The following is a 21,199-nucleotide window of genomic DNA, read 5'->3' as shown; positions in this document are numbered from 1 at the left end:
TTTTCTCGGTTCAGTTGTTTGGGCGCTTGCCCTCACTCAATCAATATAGCAATCTCTCTTCTTTCTTGTCAAGGGGTTCGATAAACTTTTTTTGGACTTCTATGGATGATATCTAGTAACTGAAGGGTCAGAGGGGGTAAAGTTCAGTCCAGCACAGAGGTCTGGGTAAAACGAATAAAAAGCTGATGAGGCAATTTAGAGTATTTCCATTTAAAAAATTTCTAAGTTTAGAAGGTGATGCCCAGTTAAAAACATAACGCGACAGCTAGGCAGCTAGGTAGATTGGGTAGAACTTAGAGGAACCCAACAAAAGCAATTTGGTGTTGAGTTGCGTTCCTTAACCCGACCTTGGTCAGAAAAGACTGCTTTGTAGCAAGGATCATCACAACAAGCTTTATAACAGAACTCAAACAGTCACTAGGGAGAGAACTACGAATTTAGACGTAGATATAGCAATTACCATTCAAATGAGGTACAAGCTGTAATAATTAAACGCAGATGGACGCAGATAAACGCAAATGATTTTGTACTTCACCAGACTAGGAAACGCAATAATACAGCCCGCATAGTGCAAATCAGTTGTTTGTCACTTCAGATATTTTGATAGTGGATAAAACCAGTGAGGGCGATACTTCTTCATCAAATACTGCCAAGTCAAACCAAAAAGTAGTACCAACACCAACTTCACTAACCAAATTAACTTTACTGTGATGCCTGTCAATAATATTTCTGACAATAGATAGACCCAATCCGGTACCTTCGAGGGTGTGAACCCGGTTTTCTACCCGGAAGAAGCGGTCAAAGATTGCCTGTTGGTCTTCCGGTGCAATGCCAATTCCTGTATCACTAATTTCTAGCCGTACCTTACTAGACTGATTGTGTGAACCTTCGCTCTGTGTAGCGTTCGCAAATTGTTCAGTTGGCGTAGAGTTTAGGGAAGGGAAAGAGGAGTTGGGTTGAGGATTTAGCTGGTAGGCACGGATTGCAACTTTTCCACCAGAAGGAGTGAATTTGAGAGCATTACCAATTAAGTTACCAAATACTTGTAACAACAAATCATAATTACCCAGAACTAAGGGTAAGTTAGGGGCAACTTCCTGAACTAGTTCAATGCCTTTATCTCTAGCATTGAGTTGGTAGGTACGCAATGTCTGTTCCAGTGCTTGCGCCAAATCGACACCATCAAAATTGTAGGTACGCCCAGATTCGAGTTTTGATAAATCCAAAACATCATTGACTAGGCGAGTAAGTCTATCGGTTTCATGATTAACGGTTTCCAGAAATTCTTGGCGTTCTTCTAAACCCAAGTCTTCGCCATAATCATGTAGGGTTTCAATATAGGTTTTGATGTTAAACAGGGGTGTTCGCAGTTCGTGGGAGACATTACTGATAAATTGGCTTTTGGCTTCATTCAGTTCTACCTCACGGGTGATATCTTGCACAGTGATGGCAATGCCTTTAATACTTTCCCTTTGTAGGTTAAGCACTGTAGTCAAAAGAATACGGATTGTCCGCTTGGTGGGTTCGTTAAGTGGGATACGAAACTCAGCACTTTCGCATTCTCCGGCTGCCATTTCGTACAAGGTGTGGCTAATTTCCATTTGTACGCTTATGGGCAAGTTATGCAATACGTTGCTACCCACGACATCACTACTTTCCCAACCAAAAATTCGCCGTGCTGTAGGGTTGACTAGAATGACCTGCATATTATTGTCAATCAGCACAGCACCATCGGCAATGGTAGAAACCAAAGTTTCTAATTTGGCTTTTTCTGCGGTTAGTTCTTCAATATTCTGTTCTTCGTAGCGCTCTAGGCGCTCTGCCATTTCATTAAAGCTTAAAATTAGCTCTCCTAGTTCACCACCTAGGGGTAAGTCAATTCGCTGTTTAAAATTCCCAGTGGCAATCTGTTTTACCCCTACGAGTAGTTCTTTAATGGGTTTAGTAATTGTTAAGGCGTTGATTACTCCTGCCAAAATTACCATAACCCAAATAGTGATAAACACCGCAATGGTGACATCACGAGTGAAATTAGTGGATATGACTGCTGTTTGGTTGGGGTTGATGCCAACTGCTAAAACACCTAAATATTGTTTATTAACTATGAGGGGAATGAATACATCAGTGACGACACCATCTGGGGATATGTGTTGACGCACCATTGGTTGGTCATTATCACCTGGGTAATCTTCTGGTAGTTGTATCCGCCGCTTAATGGTGAGGGAGTTTTCTACCTCTGGTTCCCAAAAAGGAATGCCAAAAAAGATTTTCCCTGTTTCATCAGCGTATAGCATATAACGCACACTGGAGGTGCTGCTGTAGAAACGTTGGGAAAATTGGGCAACTTCTGTGAGATTGTGATCTGCAATTAGGGGCGCGACATTTGATGCAAGTAGAAGTCCGAGGTCACGACCGAAGCGAGTGTCATTCAGACGTGCATCTTGCTGAATTGTATTCACTGCCCAGAAAGTTAGACCACTCATCACCAGGGAAACCACTAAAGTAGCTACAGCTAGTAGTTTGGTCTGAAGGGTGAAATCAGACCACCAATGAGCGAGTGTCTTTGATACGCCTTGGGCGAAAGCATCTCGGATTGTTGTTAAAGGAGCCAGCATCTTAAATACAGTTGTTAGTAGTTCTTGGTTTTCTACCCCAACAACTTAAAAATTAACAGTTAATTTGCCAAAAATGGTAGGGAGAAGTTGGGGAGATGAGTAGACAGGGAGGTGGGGATGTGGGGAAAACTACTAACTGCTAACTCAGCATTCCGCACTTAGGACTTAGGACTCAGCACTCTATGACCAATATCCCTACGGTAATACACCCCTGAAAAATGGATGTGTTTGATGCCAGCATATGCTTGAGCGATCGCTTGCTGAAAATTTTCGCCCAGCCCGGTGACATTTAAAACTCTACCACCGTCTGTCAATATTTGTTGCGGCTCGTTCAACTTTGTGCCAGCATGAAATACCTTTGCACCTGATGCTTCTGCCTCCTGAATACCCGCTATTACCTGGCCTTTTTCATATTCTCCTGGATAACCTCCTGAGGCAGCTACTACAGTGGCAGCAGCCCCTTTTTTCCAAGCAATAGGCGGCATTTCTGCTAAACGCTGCTGAATGCAAGCCAAAATTAAATCTTCTAGGGGTGTTTCTAGCAATGGCAAAATAACTTGGGTTTCTGGATCACCGAAACGACAGTTAAATTCTAAAACTTTAAAATCACCATCTGCTGAAACCATTAATCCAGCGTATAGCACCCCTCGGTAGTCGATACCTTTTGTTCTTAAAAGAGCGATCGCACTTTCTAAAACTTCTGTTTGCACCCTTGCCATCAACTCTGGTGTCGCAATCGGTGCAGGAGCATAAGCGCCCATCCCCCCAGTATTGTCTCCCGTATCACCCTCACCAATCCGCTTATGATCTTGAGCAGGAAGTAAGGGACGAATCGTTAACCCATCAGTCAAGGCTAAAACAGACACCTCTTGCCCCAGCAAACATTCTTCAATCACTACAAAATTACCCGCACTGCCAAACTGCCCCTGAAAAATGGCATCAATGGCATCTTCTGCTTCTCCAAGGGTTTGGGCAACTGTCACACCCTTACCAGCAGCTAAACCGTCAGCTTTAACAACAATTGGCGCTCCCTGTGATTTTACGTAGAATTTAGCTGCTGTTGCTTCCGTAAATACTGCTGCTTTAGCTGTGGGAATTCCTGCTTCTTGCATTAATGCCTTAGCCCAAGCCTTACTAGCTTCAATTTGCGCGCCCGCTTTACTTGGCCCAAATACCATCAGTCCTTTGCTTTGGAGATAGTCGGTAATTCCCATTGCTAAAGGTACTTCTGGACCTACTACAACTACAGAAATATCATTTTCTAAAGCAAGTTGGCTGATACCCTCAAAGTCATCTACCGCAAGTGGGATGTTTTGGCAGCATTCCATACTTGCTGTACCTCCATTTCCCGGTACACAGACAATTTGCTCAATTTTCTTTGATTGTAGAAGTTTCCACGCTAGAGCGTGTTCACGTCCCCCATTACCTACAACTAAAACCTTCACTTATTTCCTCGTGTGTCCCTTGTAAAATAACAATGCCTTCAGGCTACTCGTTGATCATATAGACTTCTTGCCGAAGCCCAATTTTTTCACTAATTATCCTACTAATCAAGGGCTGATGGTGACTCTTAAGTAGAAAAAACTCTTTTAAACCAGATTTTGGTGGGATTTTTTGCTATTATGCGACTGAGTTAATTAATAAACATCTGTGAAAATGAACCTCAAAGCTTTATAAATCAAGGGTCAAAATCTAATTTACGCCTAAGTCTACGTAGATCGAGAATTTTTGTTCAACAGCAAAATTAATTACAATAAATTTAAAAATTGCAAAATTTGTAAAATCTCCTAATTTTTTACATAAAAGAAAATAAATAATTAAAAACATATCACAGGTTAGTCTAAATTTCTGAGTAGTTACTATTGCGCTCCTCAAAAAATTCCCAAAATCTCAAAAAATAAGCAACATGGCTAAAACTATTGTGACTGGAGTAGCTGGCTTTATAGGTTCTCACCTTGTCGATACATTATTGCAAAGAGGAGAAGAAGTAATCGGCATTGATGAATTCAATGATTACTATGATCCCCTGTTGAAGCGGAAAAATATTGCTACCTTTCAACAGTCACCCAACTTTACATTAATTGAAGGCGATATTCAATTCTTAGATTTACCAAAACTTTTCCAAAATGTAGAAGTAGTTTATCATCAGGCGGCGCAAGCAGGGGTAAGAAACTCATGGGGTAAAGGCTTTCGCGCCTATACTGAACGCAATATTAATGCTACACAAGTTTTGCTAGAAGCCGCAAAAGATGCTCAACACCTGAAAAGATTAGTATTTGCTTCTTCATCTAGTGTATATGGTGATGCAGAAACTTTACCGACTAATGAAGAAATTAAGCCTTTGCCAGTTTCACCTTACGGTATTACTAAATTAGCAGCTGAAAGATTGTGTGGACTATATCACAAAAACTTTGCGGTACCTTTTGTATCCTTGCGCTATTTTACAGTTTATGGACCTCGACAGCGGCCAGATATGGCATTTCATAAGTTTTTTAAAGCTGTTTTGCAAGATGAAGCAATTCCCGTTTATGGTGATGGACAGCAAACACGGGATTTTACATTTGTAACTGATGCCATTGCTGCAAATTTAGCAGCAGCTACCATACCAGAAGCAGTAGGGGAAACTTTTAATATTGGTGGTGGTAGCAGAGTAGTTTTAGCAGAAGTATTAGATACTATGGAAGATATAGTTGGTCAGTCCATCAAACGTAACCACATTGAAAAGGCTATGGGAGATGCGCGTCACACTGCTGCGGATGTATCTAAAGCACAAAAAATTCTTGGATATCAGCCACAAGTAGCTTTGCGGGAAGGTCTAAGACGGGAATGGGAGTGGGTTAAAGCGCTGTATGATTAATAGTCCCATATCCCCATAAGTAGGTCGGCGTTAAAAATTGTCGTTATGACAAGGCAGGAGGCAGGGGGCAGAAGGCAGAAGAAAAGAGGTTTTTAGGCAAGTTAACATTTTGTTATATACTTCTGTTTTTTTGCACCTTTCTACTTAGATGTTTTTCAGCCTAGGGAACATCAAAAAATAAATTACCCTGAAATTTATGGTCGGTTATGCTGCGTTCTAGCGAAGCCATACCCGCAGTGCTACACCTACCCTACAAATTGGGGATTTTTTATTTGCAAGTCCCTGAAAAGATTTCAACTACCCAAAAATTGCTGTAATTTACTCCCAAGGGTTGATACAACTATAGCAGTCCTACCCTAAACATGAGAAAATACGTAGATAAAAATCCTTGTTTTATAAGCATTTGAGGCTTTTTGAACTCTCACATATCATTTAGGATTGCTATATTAGTAGTTAATTTCTTAATGATTTCTATAAACACAGAAGTGTTGATATTGGAAGATGTGATAAAAATACAGCGCAAAAAAATCTCCAAAATTTAGCTAATACTTCGCACAACATCCAAAAAAAGGTGGTTTTGGTATACAAAATTAGTGATAATTAAAGGAGAAGAGTAAATTTTTAATCTAAGTATTTGCCTTGTTAAAAAATATTGTGAAACTGAGGATAGACATATTTCAAGGTGTCAAAAACTTCTCGGTTGTGCTTTTACCACAGAAGAATATTACTACTTGGGAAAGGTCTATTTATTTTCTTTGGTAGAGGTGGACATAAGAGCCAGGATTTATAATGAAAACTAATACAGAATCAAAACTGAAGGGTTAAGCTTCCAAGTTTATTATTGCTAGATTTTGTTAAATATGGAGACAAAAAACAAATTTTGGAGGCGATTTGTTGGTTTTTTAGCAATTCACTAGTCCAATTTGTAATAAATTGCATTAAAAATCTATGGCAAGCGAAAAAACTCAACGTAAAAAGAACGGTGTTAGTCATATTGCGTCTTCAAAACTGAGTAAAACTAAGCAATCTGAACTAGACGAATCCCCATCAGTAGGTGCATCGTCATTAAATTTATCCACATTAAATAAAGACTTCCAACCAAAAGAAGCATTCACAAATACGGCTGATATTGTCTGTCTATCTCATTTGCGTTGGCATTTCGTTTATCAAAGACCGCAACATCTTCTGAGTCGCTGTGCTAAGGGAAAGCGGGTATTTTTTATTGAAGAACCAATTTTTAACCAAGAAGATTTACGGCGGTTGGAAATTAGCGAAGATACAAGTGGAGTGGTGGTAGTTGTTCCGAATCTACCAGAAAGTTTAAGTGAAGAATCTATCAACGCAAATTTGCAAATTTTAATTGATGGTTTTTTAGCAGAGCATAACATCAGCAAATATATTTGTTGGTACTATACACCAATGGCGATCGCATTTACACGCCATTTGCAACCCCAAGCAGTAGTCTATGATTGCATGGATGAGTTATCTAGTTTTCAGGGATCGCCACCAACTTTAAAAAATTACGAAGCGGAACTATTTCGCCGTGCAGACTTAGTATTTACAGGGGGACAAAGCCTTTACGAAAATAAAGTTAACCAACACCCCAATGTCTATGCGTTTCCTAGCAGTGTAGATATAGCCCACTTTGGACAAGCTAGAAACCTAACCCCCCAACCCCCTTCCCTACCTCTCCCTAACCCTCTCCTCCTAGGAGAGGGAAGCGGAAAAACTTTTGTTACTGGGAAAGAGGAGAAAAGTTCGGGGTTAAAGGAGAGGTCAGAACCAGCAGATCAAGCTCATATCCCTCATCCTCGTCTGGGTTTCTTTGGTGTCATTGATGAACGGATGGATTTGGAACTGCTGCAAGGTATAGCTGAGACACGTCCTGACTGGCATTTAGTCATAGTTGGGCCAGTTGTGAAAATTGATCCAGCAAGGCTACCACAGTCCGAGAATATCCATTATCTCGGTGCTAAAACCTATCAACAACTACCTGAATATTTAGCAGGATGGGATTTGGCCATGTTGCCATTTGCCCACAATGCAGCAACGCGCTTTATTAGCCCCACGAAAACTCCTGAGTATCTGGCAGCCGGCAAACCTGTAGTATCTACAAGTATTCGGGATGTGGTGCGTCCCTATGGAGAATCAAAACTGGTACGCATTGCAGACACGGTTTCTGAGTTCGTCACTGCTGCTGAACAAGCAATGCAGGAAGATACCCCAAATTCAGGATGGTTGAGTCGAGTAGATGCCTTTTTAGAACAGATTTCTTGGGATCGGACTTGGGCATCAATGATAAAATTGATAGACTCAGCGATCGCTACCCGTGATGCCCAAGAAAAAAATAATCTTGGTGTCATTACCAGAAAACAAGCACCAAATACTATTACCAGAGATTTTGTTTTTGATTACCTGATTGTTGGTGCTGGCTTTTCTGGTAGCGTCATCGCTGAACGGTTAGCAACTCAGTTGGGAAAGAAAGTGCTGGTTGTAGACAAGCGTAATCACATTGGCGGTAACGCCTACGATCATTACAATGAGCATGGTATTCTCGTCCACAAATACGGCCCCCACATCTTTCACACCAACTCCCGCGAAATCTTTGAATATCTGTCCCGCTTTACTCAATGGCGTTCTTACGAACATCGTGTCCTTGCTAGTGTAGATGGTCAATTAGTTCCCATACCGATCAACCTGGACACCATCAACAAACTCTATGGCATGGATCTTAATTCATTTGAGGTCGAGGATTTCTTCAAAGCACTGGCTGAACCAAAGGAATATATTTACACCTCAGAAGATGTGGTAGTCAGCAAAGTCGGACGAGTATTGTATGAAAAGTTCTTTCGCGGTTATACCCGTAAACAATGGGGACTTGACCCGTCAGAACTGGATAAATCAGTAATTGCTCGCATTCCCACTCGCAACAACCGCGACAACCGATATTTTACCGATACTTACCAAGCGATGCCATTGCATGGGTTTACGCGGTTGTTCGAGAATATGTTAAATCACCCCAATATCAAGGTAATGCTCAACACCGATTACCAGGAAATTGAAAAAGCCATACCTTGTCGGGAAATGGTTTACACAGGCCCTGTGGACGCATTCTTTGATTATCGTTACGGTAAGTTACCCTATCGCTCCCTTGATTTCCAGCACGAAACCCACAACATCCCAGTATTTCAACCTGTACCAGTAATCAACTATCCTAATGAACACCTTTATACTCGTGTGACAGAATTTAAATATTTAACTGGTCAGGAACACGCTAAAACTAGCATCGTTTACGAATTTCCCCAAGCTGAGGGAGATCCCTATTACCCTGTACCCCGCCCAGAAAATCAAGATATTTACAAGAAATATAAGGTTTTGGCAGATGAAACGCCAGGAGTCTATTTTGTAGGGCGCTTGGCAACCTACAAGTATTACAACATGGATCAATGTGTGGGTCAAGCTCTTTCTGTATATAAACAAATCGCCGTCAAGACTTGAGTTTTGAGAAACTTGACATTTTTATGCAGTCATGAAGAACCCCACCCGCTTTTGCTAAAGCAAAATCTCCCCTGCCCTCATGAGGGGACTAAGGGGTGAGGTCAAACGGTTGTGGGATAACGGTTTGAACCTAAGTGAATACCAATGTACAACCTCTCTGCACTCTTGTGTTTACCTGTTTTTTCGACAGAAAACATTGTTTTAAGTTGCAAATTATGACTTCTATTTTCAACGCGAAACTTCAACTTCCTTTAGAAGTATGGGCTGGTGTGGAGTGTACGGTGAATCGGGTGGGTGAGGAGTATTTTGATCAGTTAGAACGTAATGGTCATGGAACGCGCTTAGAGGATTTAGAATTATTTGCACAATTGGGTATACAGGCAATTCGTTATCCTGTATTGTGGGAACGAATCGCACCCAATGGGTTAGAAAATGCAGATTGGTCTTGGGCGGATGTGCGGTTGGGGAGATTAAGAGAACTGGGTATTTGTCCGATTGTGGGATTGGTGCATCATGGTAGCGGTCCACGTCACACAAGTTTAATAGACCCAGAATTTCCAGAGAAATTAGCAGAGTTTGCCCGTGCGGTGGCACAACGCTATCCTTGGGTAAAGTATTACACACCTGTCAATGAACCTTTAACAACGGCTCGATTTAGTGGATTGTACGGTCATTGGTATCCTCACGGACAGGATGATTTAACTTTTGGTCGGGCTTTGCTGTCGGAATGTCGCGGGGTCTGTTTGGCAATGGAGGCTATCCGAGAAGTTAATCCTCATGCCCAACTTGTGCAAACGGATGATTTGGGTAAGACTTACAGTACACCGAAATTGGCTTATCAAGCTCTGCTTGAAAATGAGCGCCGCTGGTTGACTTTTGATCTATTATGCGGTCGAATTTCTCAACCTCATCCTATTTGGGGTTATCTGCGCGACTGCGGGATTAGTGAAAGTGAACTTGAGTTTTTTACACAACATCCCTGCCCACCGGATATTATCGGTATTAATCATTATCTGACGAGCGATCGCTTTTTAGATGAACATTTAGAAAATTATCCCACTTGGACACATGGCGGTAACGGACAGGATGAATATGCAGATATCGAGGCGGTGCGAGTTTGTGCTGAAGGTATAGCAGGTCATTGTACTTTACTAAAGGAGGCATGGGAACGCTATCAAATCCCCTTGGCTGTAACTGAAGTTCACCTTCACTGTACCCGTGAGGAGCAACTACGCTGGCTGTGTGAGGTGTGGAATGCCGCCCAGGAATTACGATCACAGGGCGTAGATGTCCGTGCTGTCACAGCTTGGGCGCTGCTGGGTACTTATGATTGGAATAGTTTGGTAACTCGTTGGGTGGGTAACTATGAGTCAGGTGTATTTGATTTGCGTTCTCCCCAACCAAGAGAAACTGCGATCGCTAAAACTATACGTGATTTAGCCGCAGGACGCAAACCAGATCACCCAATCCTTGATATACCTGGTTGGTGGCATCGTCCAGAGCGTTTAGTTTACCCAGCAGTCAGTTGTGGACTAGATCAGAGAAGTACACAAAAATCTGAATCTATACTCTCTCCTGCTTCCTATCGTCCTCTCGCCATCATTGGAGCAACAGGTACTCTAGGAAAAGCTTTTGCTCGGTTGTGTGAAGTCCGGGGAATTCCTTACCATCTACTAACACGGCAAAAAATGAATATTGCCAATCCTGTAGCTGTTGATGCGGTGCTAACTGAGTTACAACCTTGGGCTGTGATCAATACTGCGGGCTATGTGCGGGTGGATGATGCCGAACGAGACCCGGCAAATTGCTTGCGTGTAAATACAGTAGGTGCAGAAATTTTAGCTACTGTTTGCGCTCAACATAATTTGCCGTTGGTGACTTTTTCTTCAGATTTAGTGTTTAATGGTGCTGTGACTCAACCTTATGTAGAAACTGATGCCATCTCTCCTTTGAATGTCTATGGATGTAGTAAAGCTTTGGCAGAAAAGCGGGTATTGCAAGCTTGTCCTTCATCCCTGATAATTCGCACTAGTGCCTTTTTTAGCCCCTGGGATGAGTATAACTTTGTGACTATTGCCTTGCGTGAACTCAGCGCCGGAGAAGATTTTCTAGCAGCCCAAGATACCATTATTTCGCCTACTTATGTCCCAGATCTAGTTCATGCCAGTCTTGATCTATTAATAGATGGTGAAACTGGGTTGTGGCATTTAGCAAATAAATGTGAGATTTCTTGGGCAAACTTGGCACGGTTGGCAGCAAAAACAGCAGGTGTAAGTATTAAAAGTTTAATTGCCTTACCTGCTCGACATCTCAATTTAGTTGCACCTCGTCCGACTTATAGCGTTCTTGGTAGTAAGCGAGGTGGGTTAATGCCTGGTCTTGAAGATGCTCTTTCTCGCTACTGCGGAGAATGCTAATAAAAGCGGGCAGATGTATGTGATTGATGTCAATTTCCGCATCAACGGCTCAACACCGCTTTGCTTGCAACGCCATACCCTATTAGGGCTGGGAAAAGAGGTAGCTAAATATTCTAGTGATTACCGTCTGGTTGGTTCATTAGAATCTATTCTCGTGACCTTGAAGCCAGAACTAGACCGCAAAGACTTGATAATTTTATCTGCTCTAGAAAAAAGCGAATCTGAACAAACTTATACAGAAATATCCGGTATTATTTGAGGAATAACAATGGAAGAAATGCAGCAGATCGAGCAGAATTTACAAAATAAAGAATTGGAGAGGCTGGATTAAATGGCACAGTCCTTCAGCTATGAATTAGGCAAGGTAGGTTATGGGGAACTTCCAAAACCTGCGATCATGTAAAAACTCCGCCCTCTAAGCTGTCTTCGTAGGGCGGGGTAGTTCATCGAGACTCTGTTCCTTGATTGGGAAGACCTGGCCTTGTCACAGTACCTCCTGCTGCTTCTGCTTCAGCACCTGGACGAGTCTCTGTACCTGATTCTTGACCAGTCATGCGATATCTTTCATCGAGAGGTGTATCACCCTCTTCTGTAGTTGGTACAGTCGTTTCCGTACCAGGATTATCTTCAGGGTTATATTTACCTTCTTCTTGTCGATTGTCTGGAGGGGTCTTGGATGTCATGGATTTGTACCTTTTGAACAGGTGATTCCATAACACTAGCTTTTAGTTTCTCGTAAATTTTCTATCTTCTGATAGGACTTTTGACACTCCCCAGACATAAAGCCAGGGGCTTCCACGCCGCAGGGCATTTGGTCAATGTCAACAGTCTGTGGTGTCCAACTAGGACCCTGACAACGGGGTCCTTCTGTTGTCCAAACAATCTTATCTAAACACATTTGCCGTGCATCTGCTGTCCAGGCATGATAGGCTATATACTCAGTTTGACCATCTGGAGCAAAAACGATTGAGTTGTGGCCTGGGCCTTTAACATAACCAGGAAGCGATCGCAGCACCCTCGGTCCGGTTTCGTTACCCGCATCAGAATAAAGCCCCATGACACTATCAGCAACTCCATAATCGACACCGTAGTTCTCAGTTTCCCAACACCCACCACTATAAAAGCAATAGTAGCGCCCTTGGTGTTTGCGGACACAGGGACCTTCCAACGTATGCCAATCATAGAATTCACCATACATCAAACGGTTGGCTAGAAACCGCTGCCAATCACAACGCGATCGCAAGACAACTGTCTCCACACCAGCCAGTTTTGTCATGTTTTCGAGTCTGTCAACTGCGATCGCTGTCCCCGCACGCACACCTCCCTCTGTATCCAGGAAATCGCGGGCATAAAACAAATACCACTGTCCATCATCATCACGAAACGGATGCGGATCTATCGCAAAAGGGCAATTATTCAGGTCTGTAAGTGGCTCACCAATATCCTCATAAGGACCTAACGGACTATCACTTTGGGCAACGCGCAATTGATGATTCTTATCCTCATGTCCCACCGAATAATAGAGGTAAAACTTACCATCAGAGTAAGCAACTTCTGGAGCCCAAAAATTATTTCCCAGTGCGGGATCTGGTCGCGGTAGTGCATTACCAACATAATGCCAATTCACAAAATCGAAGGAGCGTAACAGAGGAAAAACTCGTTCAGATATCTCATCTACTGTTCCTGCTGCCTCTGCTGCACCAGTTCCAATCGCATAATATACCCCCAGGTGTTGCCAAACAAAAGGGTCAGCAAAATAGCCTTTGTAGACCGGATTAGTATAAGTTAGCATCTTGATAAAACTTGTAAGTTAAGAGAAATAATTTATGAAAAATTTTAAGTAATGTAGGTTGGGTTAAGCGATAGCGCAAACTAAAAAAAATTGATAATGTTGGGTAACATCCATCAACCCAACCTACTTTTTTAACTGAATATCATTGATTTAAAAAACCTTGTTTTCCGTTTTCTTAGTATTTGAAATTTATGTAAGTTTCAACTTTTTCTGTTGGTAGTTGTTCCACAACCTGACACCGCAGCATTTGCTGTAATTCTTCTGGTAGGCTTTCGTAGTAGTCTCGTGGCAAAGTCAAATCTACCTTTGGTGTGTGTAACCAGTGCATAGCATAGCCCATAACTACCATAGGTCTTGGTTGGTTTGTCTGATTCGGTGAACCTCGGTGTAGTCCTAAAGGGGAGCGAATCATTACATCTCCAGGCTGCATATAAAAAGATTCCATCGGGATTTCACCTGTGGCAATCTTATTTAATCCCACCTCACGCGGTAAAACATGAGTGCCACGAGCCATTTGAAAAGGACCATTCTCAGAGGTTACTTCCACGAGTGGGAAGTTAACGGCTAGGGCATAGAGTGGGGTTACGATCTCGTCACAGAACAGAGGACGAAAATCTCTATGGGTTTCCTGATAATCTGAACCCTGAAACGGCACATCAACGCCTAACTGAGCCATTACGTATTCTTGGAAAAATACACGCTCTAGGATACTCATAATCACCGGGTTAGCGAAAACATTTGGATTAGCAAATGGAGTCACCCAAGGCAATGTGAGATAGTAGCGGGAAATTTCACGGGGAGCTAACCCACCTGGTTGATTTTGACGTTCTTCAAATAAGTTTTTGAAAGCTTCTGCCCACTCTTTAATCAATTTTTGCTCAAAAAGACCACGAATCACACAAATTCCGTCTCTATTCAATTCTTCTGCTAATTTATTTAAATCATTAGCTGTGTAGTGAGTTAGTGCGTCTATACTTTGAACCATATGTGTTATTTTCTCCAATTACTGATGATTAGAGTCAGATTTATATCATCTACCAACAACATATTTTTATCACTGTTGGTCGATGTCGATAATATCGCACCATCTCTAAAAATAGCCTGTTAATTTTTGTGAAAAATCGCCATCAGGGATTTTTATTCAAACATATTCATGAGAATTAAAGCATTTCTATATAATCAATAAATAACATGAGCAAGTGTTAGTTAAAATAGATAAAAATTGGCTATTTATAGCTTTAATACTTCACAAGTACTAAATATTAGACATTAAGAAATGTGTAGAGTGCAGGGAACCCCCGCACCCTAATTTCGATGAACTACTACACAGAAGAATGAGATTCTCGGATGTTTAGAGTTTGTACAGCTACTTTAGCCAAAATTTGATGAGCAAAAGTTGTCGGATGAATACCGTCCCAGAACAAAAATTTGCTGGGATTATCACAGGTGTTAATATTAGATAGGCAAGCACTAGTCACATTAGTGAAACCAAATTTGGCTGGGTTTTGAATGGATTCATGGTAAAGAGAATTGACATCCAACTGGATGAGTTGGGTATCCGAATTTAGCTTCTGCTTCAGTACATCAAGTTCCTTAGATAAGTTGAGATTATGGGCAGTAGTGATAGAAGTGAAGGTAGTGGTATTTACAGTATTGCGTGTGGCTGGAAGATTACCTAAATCTGGTAAATTAGGAACCATAATTTTTTGAGCGCCAGCCTTCGAGAGAGACTGAATAGCCCTCGATAAATTTCCAATTGGCAATGTATTATTAGTGGCACCATAGAGATAATCATTAGCACCAGCCCAGAGAACATAAAGCGCCTTTGGATTTACCTGATGATGAGTTTTTGTAAAGCTATCAACTTGTGCTAATAAGTTTGGTACTACCTGAAGATCACTGCTTCCCATAGTTGCACCACCATAGGCAAAATTGGTGTTTTGCTGAGGAGTTAATGCTAACTGAGAGGCAAGATATTCTACCCAAACAGGGCCATTAGAATAACGTCCTTGAAAGTAGGGAGGACTAGAGGGATAATTTCCACCTGTAGCGCGGAATACGTTGCCTACATCGGAAAGGCTATCACCAAAAACATAGAGTTCATTAATGTTTTGAGCGCCCTGTATCGTAGTTGAGAAAACAACCATAATAAAAGATAATAGAGTTAGTCCTATTATGAGAATCTTTTTTTTCACTGTTTCAATTATTTTTATTCTTCACCAAAAACTCATCAATTTTAAAACCCTATCGGGCGATTATTTCTCTCCAATCAATAAATGCTTTTGAAGGAATATTGGATGTTTTATTTGGCTTTAAAACTATTTTTTATTGTTTTTCTTTTTCAAACACTATTCGCTTGACACTTTTTTAATTTAACGTAACAAATTTATTTTGTGAGTAGTATCAACCGTACTTTTTCTTGGGGTGGTTGCACTATTTTTTCTGGAGTTTAAACACGCTGATTATTACTGAATTTCGTGCCTTTATTGATACTTTATTTGGCAACAGTTCTCAAACTTTGAATGGTGAATAGTTATAGTGTGAGAGTGAAAAATTTAACCCACTTTTTTATAGCTTGAATAGTAAAGATGAAAAAAGTTTTATTATACTAGTAATAGACAGTAAATTAGAGCGAGTTTTAGGTGGTAATAAAAAGGACTTGAATAACAATACTGGTATTTATCCATTAAGTGCTAAATAATTGTTTTTTTTATACGGATTAATACTTGTTATTTCATCTATTGCCACTACAATATACTCAATGATCAAACTGTTACATTAGCCCAGTCTACAAGCTAGGTAAGCTAGTATCTTGAATCCTGATTAATAAAACCTTAACCGCCGAATTTATGAACAGCTAATTAGTGGGTTCAGGTTAAAAGAGGAGAATTAAATCATTTTTGGCTACTTTACTCAAAATTGCTAGTTGGCAATAACTATTACATTAGTTTTTGAACGAGTTTATTTAACATAATACAATTTTGAAATAAAGGTATATCTAATAACACTTAGTTTTTGGATATACTCCATAATTAGTAGCCAAAATTTTCACTAAAATTTTCATGGGACTGGATAAATATTTAGTTTATTTGTGCCATAATGTCACGAACCAGGATGTCAATAAATAATTTGTAATACCGCCAACACGCTTGAGTGATGGAGGCTATTTCAGCTTGCCAGTTAGAGTTAGTCTTATGGGAGTAAATAATACTGCATTGAGGCTAGGAAGGATAATTCAATTCCCAACTCCTGTAATTTCTGTAAATAGGCTAGTACAGCACACAAAGATAACTACTTAGAAACAGAAAAACAGTAGATGAGATGAATATTAAAGCTTTATGACTCCTGCCTTGTGCTTTCTAAATTCTTAGACTAGGTTGTTTTCAACCAAAAATACGAAAATACTTTGTTCTTTTGCAGTTAGGGAAGAGGTTTTAGATGAAAGCGTTAACTATCGGAAATCCTGAAGTTAAATTCACCTCTGGGGTTGATAATAAGCAAATTTTTAGTTTTAGAGAAACAACCCATCCGCGACCGCAATTACAACGCTCGCACTGTCAAAGTCTGGACGGGCAATGGAAGTTTGCATTTGATGATGAAGGAAAATGCGCTCAACCCGGCGACCTTAAACAATGGACTCATCATATAGAAGTTCCCTTCGCTCCCGAATCTATCAAAAGTGGGATTGGTGATACGGGATTTCATGCCAACTGTTGGTATGAAAGAGAATTTGAGACACCACCGGGAGAAGGAAGATTACTGCTGCATTTTGGGGCTGTAGATTATCGGGCGCGGGTTTGGGTAAACGACCAATATCTGGCTGAACATGAAGGCGGCCATACCCCTTTCAGCATTGATATTACTCACGTTTTGAATGAAAGTGGCACAACCAAGGTAACAGTATGGGCGCAAGATAATCCACACGAACTAGCTAAACCCCGTGGTAAACAAGATTGGCAGTTGGAACCCCACAGTATTTGGTATCCACGCACTACTGGTATTTGGCAGACTGTGTGGGTTGAGCGTGTAGGGACAACATATATAGATCACATTCGCTGGACTCCAGACTTTGAGCGGTGGGAAATCGGCTGTTGTGCGTCGCTGGCTGGAGATGTGCCTGTTTGTGGCATTCAAATGAAAGTCAAATTGAGTGCTGGTGGTAAAGTATTAGCTAACGATAGTTATGAAGTATTCGATGGGGAAGTTAGCCGCCGCATTACCTTGGCTGATCCTGGTATTGATGACTACCGTAACGAATTACTTTGGAGTCCAGAAAGACCAAGTTTGATTGATGCAGAAATTCAGTTGGTATATAAAAACCAAGTGGTAGATGCGGTAAAATCCTATACTGCATTGCGGACGGTGAGTATTCAGCGCGATCGCTTTATGCTTAATGGTCGTCCCTATTATTTACGGCTGGTTCTCGACCAAGGTTACTGGCCAGAGTCGCTGATGACTGCACCTGATGATGATGCTTTGCGGCGTGATGTGGAACTAGCTAAAGCAATGGGTTTCAACGGAGTTCGCAAACACCAAAAAATTGAAGATCCCCGATTTTTATATTGGGCTGATGTCTTAGGCTTGCTAGTATGGGAAGAGATGCCCAGTGCCTATCGCTTTAGCCATAAAGCTGTAGAACGTATGACCCATGAGTGGACTGAGGTCATCAACCGTGATATTAACCATCCGTGTATTGTCGCCTGGGTTCCCTTTAATGAATCTTGGGGAGTTCCTAACTTGGTTGAGACGGCTGCCCATAGAAATTATGTTTTGGCAATGTATTATTTGACCAAAACCCTTGATCCTTCTCGTCCGGTAATTGGTAATGATGGTTGGGAAAGTACAGATACAGACATTCTTGCTATTCATGACTACGACACCCAACCGCAACAATTGGTTCATCGTTATGGCCCAGAAGTGAAATTATCAGATTTGTTTGAGCGTAAGCGTCCTGGTGGACGTATCCTCACCTTGGACAATTATCCACACCAAGGACAACCGATTATGCTGACAGAGTTTGGTGGTATTGCTTATGCACCTGCTACTCAACTTCAAGCAGATAAAGCTTGGGGATATGAGCGTTGCTGGAATATCACCGAGCTAGAAATGAAGTACGCTGCTCTACTGGAAACTGTGAATAATATCGAGATATTCAGTGGCTTCTGTTACACGCAATTCACGGATACATTCCAAGAAGCTAACGGTTTATTGTACGGCGATCGCACCCCGAAATTTCCCATTGAAGCAATCCGTGCTGCTACTCTTTCAGGACAAGGATTATGTACTCCCACAGCTTGTTAAAGCCTGACGGACGGCAAATGACATTGTACAGCCGTTGCCCAATTTCTGAAGCAATTATAGCCACTAGCCCCAGCAAGGAGCCAGTGCGGGCAAATCCCCACTTGCGTTGGCATCCCCTGCGAGGTGAATGGGTGGCTTATGCTAGTCATCGTCAAGGACGGACTTTTTTACCACCCCCAGAATATAACCCCCTCGCCCCTAGCCGCAACCCTGATTTCCCTACTGAATTACCAGTCGGTAAGTATGATGTGGCAGTATTCCAGAACCGTTTCCCCTCGATGGTAACGACGGCAAACAATCCGCCTGATTGCATTGTGGAAACTCTACCGGCGAATGGAGCCTGTGAGGTAGTAGTATTTACTCAGGATGCCCGTGCTTCGCTGTCATCTTTGACAGTGGAACATTTGGATTTAATTTTGCAAGTTTGGAGCGATCGCACGGAAGTTTTGGGAAAAAATCCCCAAATTCAATATGTGCTACCATTTGAAAATAAAGGTGTGGAAGTTGGTGTGACTTTACACCATCCACATGGGCAAATTTACGCCTATCCCTTTATTCCACCTGTGCCAGCGCAGATGTTAGAACAACAGCAACGGTATTATCAGGAACACAAACGCGGGTTGTTAGCGGATTTGATTGAGAAAGAAATTGCTGACAACCAACGGATAATTTATGAAGATGAGGATGCGATCGCTTTCGTTCCTGTCTGCGCGCGTTACCCCTATGAAGTTTGGGTAGCACCAAAACAAGCAGTTGCCACTTTCTCTGACTTAAGCTTAGAACAACGTTGGGGAATTGCCAAAGCCTTAAAAACCGTCACTCTCAAATATGACGGCTTGTGGAATCGTCCTTTCCCTTACTTAATGTCTTGGTTTCAAGCACCAACGGATGGTTTAGCACATCCAGAGGCACATTTACACGCCCAGTTTTATCCACCATACCGCACGAGCGATCGCTTGAAGTATTTGGCAGGAACAGAACTTGCTGCGGGGATGTTTGCTAATGACGCTTTACCAGAAGAGAAAGCCAAGGAATTGCAAGCAGTGAATGTAAATCTCAGAATGCCAGTTTCTGCATAAAGGGAAAATAGGTAAATTGAAAAAGGCGCATTTCATAAAAGATGCGCCTCTGATTAAGAATTGATGTCCAATCGTTTGTAAAAACATAGAGCAAGGTTTTGTATTAGCATAGATAAAACTATGGCGTTAGAGTAATCCAAGGAACAAGCTCTCCTGTTTGTAATCCAATAGTATAATTTTTCTGTGTCCAGTCAAAGTGATACCCTTGGTACTTAAACATTCCCAGTAATACAAGCTCCAAATATAATTTACCTAGTTCCCAGGTTTCTCTTGTTTCTTCAGTAGATAAAGCTAGTAATTTATAACGATTCTTAAAATTTCCATGAATGACTTTGTTTCGTACCCAGGTAATTACATGAGGACCACTAGATAGTGTATATGAAGTGGATAAACCAACTAAATGTGATAGGTGAGAAGGTATACAAATTGGAATACCATAAAATTTCAAAAGCTCTTCAATTTTTTTCTGTGCATTAAAATTTCTTGTGTTATTAAAATCAGCTTCCGTAAATCTAGATTCACACTCTACTAAAACAACCCATGAAAGCATTTCTAAGGCTATTTGCTGTAAAGCAATAGATCCTTCTATAGAAGCAACTTTCTTAGAGCTTTCTACATACCAATGAATTGCCAGCTTAATGGGCTGTTGTAAATCTGAATCTTGCCATAAATCCCAAAAACCAGGAAACAAATTAGAAAGACTTTCGCCATCTCCATTAAACCATGACCTAGTAGAGCGCCAATAATCAATATTCGGAGCTTCCCACTTTTCCCAAACTTTATTATCTTCAGCATCAAGGCCTATTGGTAGTATTGGACTACTCCAAGCACCCTTAACAAAGGAAAAGAAGTAATGTAGGGCATCCAAGAGTTCTTCTGCTTCTTCCGGTGGAAAAGAACTTTTATCAATTTTTTCAAGTTTGCCTATTGCCGTAATAGCATACCCTCCTAAACTAAAAAGTTCTTCATCTAATTCCTTAAAATCATGAATACGTTCAATGATTACACGCCAGTTATTTGCTTCAAGTATTTGCCTCCCATCCCATGATTTTTGGGTATTTTCTGCTCTGAGCCAGAGTCCATTGAACTTACAGAAATTCACCAGATGAAATAAGACATGATCCAGATTCAGATTAGTAGGCTCAGGAATAATAATGATGGGATTTTTTACGATACCTGTACAGGTTTCGGTGATTTCATTATCTATAACAGTTGTTTTGTTTTCAGTTAAGGAAACTAGAATAGATCCTTGTTTACTACCAATACTAATGCGTTTACTTGTTTGATCGAATGAGTTAATTATTCTTAAATTACGTGAAGATTCAAATTGAATCATTGGAGTTGGAAACCAATCAAACGATATCTTACCTTCCTGGTTTGTTCGATTATTTTCATCGCTTATATTGTCATCGCTTATATTTATTGAACCTTCATATAAAATAATTTTTTCATTCGGGTGATTAGTGATAAAATGAGGGGTTAATGCCTTTGGAAAATTGTCTTTCATGGTAAATAATGTGAGTTTATTGTTACTTTAGTATCCCACATTCCGCACCCTTAGCTGTCACGCGGGGAAATTACGGAAATAAGAAAGAGAACTGAGGCTAAAAAATCACATATTAGCGAAAAAATACATTGTC

Annotated in this window: 13 protein-coding genes; 6 read left to right on the top strand and 7 right to left on the bottom strand. The window is 41.1% G+C overall.

The features are described from left to right. Window positions 1-575 precede the first annotated feature (575 nt). Entirely contained in the window at window positions 576-2,615 is a 2,040-nt protein-coding gene (nblS, locus tag H6G59_RS26155; protein WP_190720735.1) for a two-component system sensor histidine kinase NblS, read from the bottom strand. 158 nt (window positions 2,616-2,773) lie between these two features. Then, complete coding sequence (gene purD / locus H6G59_RS26150) at window positions 2,774-4,060, bottom strand: phosphoribosylamine--glycine ligase (RefSeq protein ID WP_190720732.1); 1,287 nt, start codon at window positions 4,058-4,060, stop codon at window positions 2,774-2,776. A 461-nt stretch (window positions 4,061-4,521) separates the two neighbouring features. Here purD and H6G59_RS26145 point away from each other — a divergent pair, with 461 nt between their 5' ends. The 4 genes from H6G59_RS26145 (at window position 4,522) to H6G59_RS26125 (ending at window position 11,646) form a co-directional block, all read left to right on the top strand. Beyond that, on the top strand, window positions 4,522-5,472 hold the full coding sequence (locus tag H6G59_RS26145) for an NAD-dependent epimerase/dehydratase family protein (RefSeq protein ID WP_190720729.1): 951 nt from the start codon (window positions 4,522-4,524) through the stop codon (window positions 5,470-5,472). A gap of 948 nt (window positions 5,473-6,420) precedes the next feature. After that, on the top strand, window positions 6,421-8,970 hold the full coding sequence (glf, locus tag H6G59_RS26135; RefSeq protein ID WP_242038982.1) for a UDP-galactopyranose mutase: 2,550 nt from the start codon (window positions 6,421-6,423) through the stop codon (window positions 8,968-8,970). A 215-nt stretch (window positions 8,971-9,185) separates the two neighbouring features. After that, complete coding sequence (locus tag H6G59_RS26130) at window positions 9,186-11,387, top strand: family 1 glycosylhydrolase (protein WP_190720726.1); 2,202 nt, start codon at window positions 9,186-9,188, stop codon at window positions 11,385-11,387. Then, window positions 11,356-11,646 (top strand): hypothetical protein, encoded by a 291-nt coding sequence (locus H6G59_RS26125; RefSeq protein ID WP_242038981.1) that lies wholly within the window; start codon window positions 11,356-11,358, stop codon window positions 11,644-11,646. The genes H6G59_RS26130 and H6G59_RS26125 overlap by 32 nt, the downstream gene beginning before the upstream one ends. Window positions 11,647-11,830: 184 nt before the next feature. On the opposite strand, the gene H6G59_RS26120 is transcribed toward H6G59_RS26125, so the two are convergent. From H6G59_RS26120 to H6G59_RS26105, 4 genes are all read right to left on the bottom strand, one after another. Next, the gene (locus H6G59_RS26120; protein WP_190720722.1) at window positions 11,831-12,070 is read right to left on the bottom strand and encodes a hypothetical protein; all 240 of its coding nucleotides are present in this window, start codon (window positions 12,068-12,070) and stop codon (window positions 11,831-11,833) included. A gap of 35 nt (window positions 12,071-12,105) precedes the next feature. Further along, entirely contained in the window at window positions 12,106-13,179 is a 1,074-nt protein-coding gene (locus H6G59_RS26115) for a glycoside hydrolase family 43 protein (protein ID WP_190720719.1), read from the bottom strand. 175 nt (window positions 13,180-13,354) lie between these two features. Next, window positions 13,355-14,164, bottom strand: a complete 810-nt coding sequence (locus tag H6G59_RS26110; protein WP_190720716.1) for a phytanoyl-CoA dioxygenase family protein — start codon at window positions 14,162-14,164, stop codon at window positions 13,355-13,357. Window positions 14,165-14,501: 337 nt separating this feature from the next. Next, window positions 14,502-15,326 carry an SGNH/GDSL hydrolase family protein gene (locus tag H6G59_RS26105; RefSeq protein ID WP_199332169.1) on the bottom strand — a complete coding sequence of 275 codons (825 nt, stop codon included), beginning with the start codon at window positions 15,324-15,326 and terminating at the stop codon, window positions 14,502-14,504. A 1,291-nt stretch (window positions 15,327-16,617) separates the two neighbouring features. On the opposite strand from H6G59_RS26105, the gene H6G59_RS26100 reads away from it, so the two are divergent. After that, window positions 16,618-18,480: a glycoside hydrolase family 2 protein gene (locus H6G59_RS26100; protein ID WP_190720709.1), complete on the top strand. Its 1,863-nt coding sequence runs from the start codon at window positions 16,618-16,620 to the stop codon at window positions 18,478-18,480. Then, window positions 18,459-19,559, top strand: a complete 1,101-nt coding sequence (gene galT, locus H6G59_RS26095) for a galactose-1-phosphate uridylyltransferase (RefSeq protein WP_190720705.1) — start codon at window positions 18,459-18,461, stop codon at window positions 19,557-19,559. The genes H6G59_RS26100 and galT overlap by 22 nt, the downstream gene beginning before the upstream one ends. A 118-nt stretch (window positions 19,560-19,677) precedes the next feature. Here the strand turns inward: galT and H6G59_RS26090 are convergent, their stop codons facing one another. Continuing rightward, entirely contained in the window at window positions 19,678-21,066 is a 1,389-nt protein-coding gene (locus H6G59_RS26090) for a YopA family protein (protein WP_190720701.1), read from the bottom strand. Between the last annotated feature and the right edge of the window lie 133 nt (window positions 21,067-21,199).

The sequence above is a fragment of the Anabaena lutea FACHB-196 genome (genome assembly GCF_014698305.1).
GTDB lineage: Bacteria > Cyanobacteriota > Cyanobacteriia > Cyanobacteriales > Nostocaceae > Anabaena > Anabaena lutea.
This window is presented reverse-complemented; position numbering and strand designations above follow the sequence as displayed.